Origin of the sequence: Hymenobacter sp. UYP22, assembly GCF_040547285.1 — a bacterium.
Lineage (GTDB): Bacteria > Bacteroidota > Bacteroidia > Cytophagales > Hymenobacteraceae > Hymenobacter.
The window spans coordinates 772,328-780,718 of record NZ_JBEPPK010000001.1 but is presented as its reverse complement, the minus strand read 5'-3'; the positions used below and the strand labels follow the sequence as shown (position 1 = coordinate 780,718).

Here is an 8,391-nt window from a genome sequence, read left to right as displayed (position 1 = left end):
GCGGAGAGAAAGGAGATGGGTCGCACCTCAAATTTCGCTCATGCCGTGGGAGTCCTTTGTGCTTTAACCTGGTGCACCCTTCCTAAACAGGTTCAATATCACCGGATTATCGTAGGCTACTGGTTATTAATGGTTATCTGCTGGTAATTGGTGTTCTGTTATTTGGATGCTCGTACATAATAGGCTTGCCAGATCAGAGGATAAGTGATGACGTCTTCAAAGTACTAGTGCTTCTATTTGTATTCCTCCTTATCACGGTGTTGACTAATGTAGGATATGCCATAAGACTGCTATTCAGAAAGAAATACAGACTAGCTCTGTGTTACGCATTGGTCGCTCTGCTATGGTGGCCGCTATTTTATTCTATATCGGAAGGGCTTGGAGCGTTGGGTAGCAAAATCGGGGGCTGAGTAGAAGTCCTGCATCAAGGACATTTGCTGGTTGTAAAACGGGGAGAAGAGTCCAGTGCACCGGACTTTTCTCCCCGTTATCTTTGTTGATTCCCTGCTGGCCCCGGCCGGTGTACTTCATCCAATCTGCTACGAGTGAAAGTTTGCATTGCCGAAAAGCCCAGTGTGGCCCGCGAAATTGCCCAGGTGCTGGGTGCCAACCGCAAAATGGACGGCTACTTCGAGGGCAACGGCTACCAGGTAACCTGGACGTTCGGCCACTTCTGCCAGCTGCGCGAGCCCGAGGACTACCGCCCCGAGTGGAAGCGCTGGAGCATTCACGATTTGCCCATGCTGCCCGAGCAGTTTGGCATCAAGCTCATGCGCCGCGACGACGGCGTGGTGCGGCAGTTCAACGTGATTAAGAACCTGCTGGCTTCCGCCGAAGAGGTCATCAACTGCGGCGACGCCGGGCAGGAGGGGGAGGTGATTCAGCGCTGGGTGCTGCTGGAGGCCAAGTACCGCAAGCCCACCAAGCGCCTCTGGATTTCCTCGCTCACCGAAGAAGCCATCCGTCAGGGCTTCCAGAACCTACGCGAGGGCTCGGAGTTCGATTCGCTCTACCAGGCCGGCAAAAGCCGCGCCGTGGGCGACTGGCTGCTCGGCCTGAATGCCACCCGCTTGTTCACGCTCAAGTACGCGCCCGGGCAGCGGCAGGTGCTCAGCATTGGTCGGGTACAAACGCCCACACTGGCGCTGCTGGTGGACCGGTACCACGAAATTCAGAACTTCCGGCCCGAGCCGTATTGGGTATTGCGCACCGAATACCGGGGCACGATGTTCAGCCACGTGGCCGTGGTGAAAAAGGGCAAGGACGACGATGAGCCCGACGAAAAAGCCCGCCTGAAGGCCCGTGGCTACTTTGTGACCCAGGAGGAAGCCGACGCGGCCCTGGCCCAGGTAACCGGCCAGCTCCTTACGGTGACGAACGTGGAAATCAAGAAGGCGTTGGAAAGTCCGCCCGCGCTGTTCGACCTGACCTCCTTGCAGGTGCAGTGCAACAACCAACTGGGGCTCTCGGCCGAGGACACGCTCAAAACCGTGCAGGGCCTCTACGAGAAGAAAGTGGTGAGCTACCCCCGCGTGGACACTACCTTCCTGCCCGACGACCAGTACCCCAAAATCCCCGGCATTCTGCGCGGGCTGGGCGGGGTGCACGCCGCCCTGGCGGCTCCGCTGCTGACGGGCGGCAAAATCCGCAAGAGCACCAAGGTGTTCAACAACCAGAAGGTGACGGACCACCACGCCATCATCCCAACCGGGGCCAACGCGGGCAGCCTGCACGGCACCGAGCAGCAGGTGTACGACATCATCGTGCGCCGCTTCCTGGCTGCTTTTTACCCTGATTGTGAAGTCTCGAATACGACGGTAACGGCCGATGTAGCCGGGCGTACCTTCCGGGTGCGGGGCCGGCAGATTCTGAGCCCCGGCTGGCGCGAGGTGTACGGCGACCCGGAGAAGCAGCAGGCTCCCTCGGCCCCCAAAGCCGCCGGCGAAGGCGACGACGATGTGGTGAGCACCGTGCTGCCCAGCTTCCAGAAGGACGAAACCGGCCCCCACAAGCCCCGCCTCGACGCCAAGCAAACCCAGCCCCCGCGCGAGTACTCGGAGGCGATGCTGCTGCGCGGTATGGAAACAGCCGGCCGCAACGTGGACGACGAGGAGTTGCGCCAGGCCATGAAGGAAAACGGCATCGGCCGCCCTTCCACCCGCGCCGCCATCATCGAAACCCTGTTCAAGCGGGGCTACATCCGCCGCGACCGGAAAAAGATTGTGCCCACGCCCACTGGCGTCGAACTGATTGGCCTCATCCGCAACCCCACGTTAAAATCGGCGGAGCTGACGGGGCAGTGGGAGCGGAAGCTGCGCCAGATTGAAGGCGGCCAGCTCGACCAGGAGCAGTTTCTGGGGGAGCTAAAGCAGCTGGTGCGCGAGATGGTGCTGGAAGTAAAGCACGACGGCTCCGGCCGCGCCGTGACGGTAGCCAACGCCGCGCAAGCCGCGCCGGCTGCTGGTAAATCTGCTGCTACTCGTTCGACCCCGGCGGCGTCCACGCCCGCTGTGCCCGGGGCATTGGGGCCGTGCCCTGCCTGCGGTGGAGGGCACGTGCTGCGCGGGAAATCGGCATTTGGCTGCTCTCGTTGGAAAGAAGGATGCCAGTTCCGGCTGCCGGTGGAGTTTGAGGGTAAGAAGTTTACTGATAAGCAAGTTGGCGACCTACTCAAAAAAGGCCGCACCCAAGTAATGCAGGGCTTCCTGGACGACGCCGGTAACAAGTTCGGGGCTGCCATCCGGCTCACGCCCGTACGGACGTTGGAACTGGTGCGCGCCGCCGAAAGCAAGCCCACCACCCCCCAGGACCCCGGCCAGATACCCTGCCCGGTATGCCGTCTGGGCCAAATGCTGAAGGGCAAAAGTGCTTGGGGCTGCTCCCGCTTCCGCGAGGATTGCCAATTCCGGGCCCCGTTCGAGTGGGGCGGCAAAACCCTCACCGACGCCCAGATGAACCAACTCCTGCGCAAAGGCAAAACCGGCGTCATTCGCGGCTTCATCTCCAGCAAAACCGGCAACCGCTACGAAGCCGCGTTGCAGGTGGGGGCCGACGGGCGCATTGAGCCGGTGTTTGATAATAAGGGATAGTATATAGGATATAAAAACGTGCTGGCTTGAGCTGAAGCATGGTATCTATTTAACTATATGCAATATTGATTTCTATGCTTGCCTACTTCGGTAAATCCCTTTTCCTAGCTGGCCTAGTTTTGTTATTACTTGGGGCAGCACCAGATACTTTTTGCCAAGTAGCAACGCAGAAGTATTTACCCGGCCAGATTGCTGCCATAAAAACGGATGCGCAGGTGCTAGAACTTATCCGGCCGTTCGGGTGGGAATTTGAAGAAGCTGTGTTGGGCGATTCAGCCGTAGCAGCGTACCGGCCTTACCGTTCTACCCGGTTTGCGGTGCGGGGCTCACAAACTTGGTTCAAGGCCGATTTTGACCACAACGGGTTACCTGATTTACTGGTGCTGGCCCGGCGCAGGAATATTCCGTTCCTGTTTTGCGTACTGGATAAGGGGGATAAATTTCAGATAGAGCGCAATTTCGCTAATGGTGTGCGTCGTCGCCGTCACCCCGTAGCCCGCGTGGTACATCGTAATAGTCAGGATTTGCTGGAATACGCTGATTTTGCTGGGCGGGTGCCGGGCGGTCAGGAGCGGTTGCGAAATCGTCGGTCAATGCTGCTGGCGTACGTGTCCGGTGGCTTCGTGGAATACAATGCTCATCCTATCCAACGCCAGGTTAAGGAAGTTACATACGAAAGCAGTTCCTTTTATCAGAGAACCACCCACACCAGCATCATTGTAAAGGGAGACTCCATTAAATTCTGGCAGCGCTATACTGAACGGTCTGACTCTACTCAGGTAACACAAATTGAGCATAAAAGGCTACTGTTACCCGCTCAACGCCAGCAACTCATCCAGCTATTATCGTATTTGAATTATTCCACCCTAAAAGGTACGTACGGTAGCTACTCTATAAACCATAGTACCCACGTCAGGCTGACTATAGAAAATGATAGTGGAGCGAAGAAACAGATTGATGATATAAACGGGGTAGGAACTTGGGGTTTGCGGCAGCTATACATATTACTACACGAATTAGGTAGACCTTAGAACTGTCTCTGTCATGCCTCCCCACCTCGGAAAAACGCTGTTCCTGCTCGGCCTGGGCCTGATGGTGCTGGGGGCGCTGCTGTGGCTGGGCGGGGGCAACCTGCTGGGCTGGTTCGGGCGGCTGCCAGGCGACGTGCGGGTGGAGCGGCCGGGCTTCAGGCTGTACGTGCCGTGGGTGTCGATGCTGCTGGTGAGTGCGGGGCTGAGCGCGCTGCTGTGGCTGGTACGGAAGCTGGGTGGGTAGAGGCTCTGGGACAATTGAACCGGCCGGCGGGCAGTAAATTGCGCCGCCGCTACTCATTTCACCCCACACCCATGACCTCAACCGACAGGCTGGCACCCGCCATAAAATCTCCAACACCCCACTTTGCCGTGCTGGATGGCCTGCGCGGCATTGCTGCTCTGTCCGTGGTGGTGTACCACTTTATGGAAATTGTGGTGCCCGACTACGACCAGCTGTTCATTGCCCACGCCTACTTGGCGGTGGACTTTTTCTTCTGCCTTTCCGGCTTTGTGATGGCCTGCGCCTACGATAAGCGCTTGGCCAGTCTCGGCATCCTGGCGTTTCTGCGGCGGCGGCTGATCCGGCTGCATCCGTTGGTGGTGGTGGGGTCGGTGTTGGGGCTGCTCACGTTCTGGCTCGACCCGTTCAGCTCGGTGTTTACCACGTACGCGTCGCGGGCGTGGCAGCTGTTTCTGGCTTCCTGCCTGCTGATTCCGTTGCCGGTGATGCCCGAGCGCACGTTCAATCTGTTTCCGCTCAACGCGCCCACTTGGTCCTTGTTCTGGGAATACGTGGCTAACGTGGTGTATGCCGTGGTGCTGGTGCGGCTGCGGCCTAGCATGTTGCGCCTGCTCACGCTGCTGGCCGCTGGGTGGCTCGTGTACGAGGCTACCCAGAACCCCAACCTGAGCATCGGGTGGGATGCGAATACGTTTTGGGGCGGGGGAGCCCGCGTTAGTTATTCGTTTCTGATCGGCATGCTGCTCTATCGTTCCCGCTGGATTATCCCCAACCGTCTTGGGGTTCTGGGCGTGGGGCTGTTGCTGCTCGTTGGCCTGCTGTTTCCCTACCGCAAAGAGGTAGCCGGGCTGACGGATATGGTGCTGGTGCTCGGGTATTTTCCGCTGCTGGTGGCGCTGGGGGCCGGTACGCAGGTGGCACCCCGCCTGGCCCGGACGTGCCGGTGGTTCGGTGAGCTTTCCTACCCGCTGTACATGGTGCATTACCCCTTCGTGTGGGTGTTCCTGAGCTACATGACCACGCAAAAACCTCCTATGAGCACGTTGGCGTGGCTAGTACCGGGCGCCACGCTGGCGCTGGTAGCCGTTGCGTATTTAATTCTGATGACCGTAGATGCGCCCGTACGACGCTTTCTCAGCCGCCGCAGCGCCACCTGACAATAGCGTCAGTAGGTAGCCGGAAACCGCTTGTTGGCTACGCAGCCGGTCATAGCAAATCCGCGTCCGACTTATAGTATAACCTCGGACCTCGGGCGGGAGCTTCCCGATACAGGTTTGGTTAAATAGAAGCAGAGAAAGGATTGGGCACGGGGCGGCGGAAGTACCAATTGCTCTGTGCCTTCTACTAAAGCTGGGGATAGAGCTAACCGAGAATATAGGGCCGTTTGGGCTTGGTGAATAACAGCCAACTCCGCTTCCGGCAACGTGCCCGATAACGTTTGCGCAAAAAATAGCCGGCTGGCGTGCGGCGGCGGCCAACTATTCCGCTAACCTTAACGACTATTTAGCACTCACTCACCAGTCCGGCTTCCCGGAAAACTGCTGTTTTGAGGGCTCCTGTTCGTCCCACGCTCCTTCCCACACCCGCCCAATATGAAGCAACTCTGTGCTCTGCTGCTGGCCGTGCTGCTACTAGCCTTCCGCCCGGCCGCCGATACCCGAAACCCCACCATCTTCCTCGTGGGAGATTCGACCATGTCGGATAAGCCGCTGGACAAGGCGGAGCGGGGGTGGGGCATGTACTTCCGCCAGTATTTTGACGAGGACGTGGCGCTGCAGAATCACGCCATGAACGGCCGCAGCACCCGCAACTTCCGCCACGAAGGCCGCTGGGCCAAGGTGCTGGAGCAAGTGAAGCCCGGCGACTGGGTGTTCATCCAGTTCGGCCACAACGACAGCAAACAGGAAGACACCGCCCGCTACGCTGCCCCCAAAACCGCCTACCGCCAAAACCTGACCCGGTACGTGCAGGAAGCCCGCGCCAAAGGCGCCAACCCGGTGCTGCTGACGCCCGTCGGCCGCCGCTACTTCGACGAGGCCGGCAAGCGCAAGGATGACCACGGCGAGTACCCCGGCGTAGTGAAGGAAGTTGCCAAAGCCCAAAAGGTGCCGCTGATTGACCTGCACGAAGCCAGCTGGACGATGTACAGCCAACTCGGCGACGCGGGCACCAAGCCGCTGTTCTGGAGCTACCAGAACGGCGCCAACAACACCAAGCTCGATAACACTCACTTCTCGGCCTACGGCGCGGAGCGGGTGGCCCAGCTGGTAGCCCAGGATGTGAAAAAGCAGAACCTCGGCATTGCCAGCCACCTCAAGCCGCTGGTCTTCGCCGGTAAATATGCCTACGAGCTGCCCATCGTGCTGCAGCCGTACTTCCGCAAGGATACTTTCAACATCATTAAATATGGGGCCGTGGCGGATGGTCAGCAGCTCAACACCGAGGCCTTTCGCAAAGCCATTGAGGCCTGCAGCCAGCAGGGCGGCGTGGTGCTGGTGCCGCGTGGCCTCTGGCTCACCGGCCCGATTCAGCTCAAAAGCAACGTGAATCTGCACGTGGCCAAAGGCGCGCTGGTGCAGTTCAGCAACAAGCTTTCCGATTATCAGCTCATCAAAACCAACTGGGAAGGCGAGGATGCCGTGCGCAACCAGTCGCCCATTTCCGGCTACGACCTGGAAAACATTGCCATTACCGGCGAAGGCACCTTCGACGGGGCCGGCGACGCCTGGCGCATGGTGAAAAAGGAAAAGCTCAACGCCGGCCAGTGGCAGCGCCTCGTGAAATCGGGTGGGGTGGTAGATGAGAAAGGTACCACCTGGTACCCCTCGGCGGGTTCCCTGAAAGGCTCCACGCTCAGCAAGCCCTGGACCTACGCGGCCGGGCAGGAGCCCGATTTCAGCAAGTTTGCCGAGTTCAAAGATTTCCTGCGGCCCAACATGCTTAGCCTGCAGCGCTGCAAGCAGATTCTGCTCGAAGACTTTACTATTCAGAACTCCCCGGCCTGGACCATCCACCCGCTGCTCTGCGACAATATCACGCTGCGCAACGTAACGGCCCGCAACCCTTGGTACGGCCAAAATACCGACGCGCTGGACCTGGAATCCTGCCGCAATGGCTTGGTAGAAGGCTGCACGTTTGACGTGGGCGACGACGGCATCTGCATCAAGAGTGGCCGCGACGCGGAGGGCCGCAAGCGGGGCGTGCCGACTGAGAACTTCATCATTCGGGATACGAAAGTGTACCACGCCCACGGCGGCTTCGTGATTGGCTCGGAAATGTCGGGCGGGGCGCGCAACCTGTACGTGAGCAACTGCACCTTCATGGGCACCGATGTAGGTTTGCGCTTCAAAACCGCACGCGGCCGGGGCGGGGTAGTAGAGAACATCTTCGTGGACGGCGTGGACATGACCGACATTGCCGGTGAGGCCATTCTGTTCGATATGTACTACGCCGCCAAAGACCCGGTGCAGGTAAACGGCGAGGCGTTTGGCATTCCTGAAATCAAGGCCGAGCCGCTGGGTGAAGGCACCCCGCAGTTCAAGAACTTCCGCATCACCAACGTGACCTGCAAGGGCGCCAACACCGGTATTCTGGTGCGCGGCCTGCCCGAAATGGCGGTGCAAAACGTGGAAATCGAAAACACGGTGCTGGAATGCAACAAAGGCCTCGTGTGCCAGGAAGCCGACGGTATCCGCTTCAAGAATGTGACTCTGCTTTCCCAGGAAACCAAGCCTGTGCTGGAAGTGCAGAACAGCCGCAACATTAGCTTCGATAACCTGCGTTACGCCCCCGGCGCCGACCTGCTGCTGCGCGTAACCGGGGCCCGCAGCAAAGCCGTAACCCTGCGTAACACCGATACCAAAGCCGCCAAGAAAGGCGTGGAGATGGGAGAGAAGGTGGCCAAGAAAACGGTGACGGTTTCCAAGCTGTAAGAAAAACATAGGCTTTAGCACAAACAATAAGAACGTCATTCCGAGCGAAGTCGAGGAATCTCGCGTGCTGATATTGTAGAGTAATTGTCATGCTG

5 protein-coding genes are annotated in these 8,391 nt (G+C 58.9%); all 5 read left to right on the top strand.

Going from position 1 to position 8,391, the window contains the following annotated elements; genetic code table 11:
• Positions 1-545 precede the first annotated feature (545 nt).
• Positions 546-3,089: a type IA DNA topoisomerase gene (locus ABIB60_RS03360; RefSeq protein ID WP_354577742.1), complete on the top strand. Its 2,544-nt coding sequence runs from the start codon at positions 546-548 to the stop codon at positions 3,087-3,089.
• A gap of 74 nt (positions 3,090-3,163) precedes the next feature.
• On the top strand, positions 3,164-4,120 hold the full coding sequence (locus ABIB60_RS03355; RefSeq protein ID WP_354577740.1) for a hypothetical protein: 957 nt from the start codon (positions 3,164-3,166) through the stop codon (positions 4,118-4,120).
• Positions 4,121-4,133: 13 nt separating this feature from the next.
• Positions 4,134-4,364, top strand: a complete 231-nt coding sequence (locus ABIB60_RS03350) for a DUF2905 domain-containing protein (RefSeq protein WP_125432822.1) — start codon at positions 4,134-4,136, stop codon at positions 4,362-4,364.
• A gap of 71 nt (positions 4,365-4,435) precedes the next feature.
• Positions 4,436-5,521: an acyltransferase family protein gene (locus ABIB60_RS03345; RefSeq protein ID WP_354577738.1), complete on the top strand. Its 1,086-nt coding sequence runs from the start codon at positions 4,436-4,438 to the stop codon at positions 5,519-5,521.
• Between the two features lie 435 nt (positions 5,522-5,956).
• Positions 5,957-8,296: a glycosyl hydrolase family 28 protein gene (locus ABIB60_RS03340; protein WP_354577736.1), complete on the top strand. Its 2,340-nt coding sequence runs from the start codon at positions 5,957-5,959 to the stop codon at positions 8,294-8,296.
• Positions 8,297-8,391 lie beyond the last annotated feature (95 nt).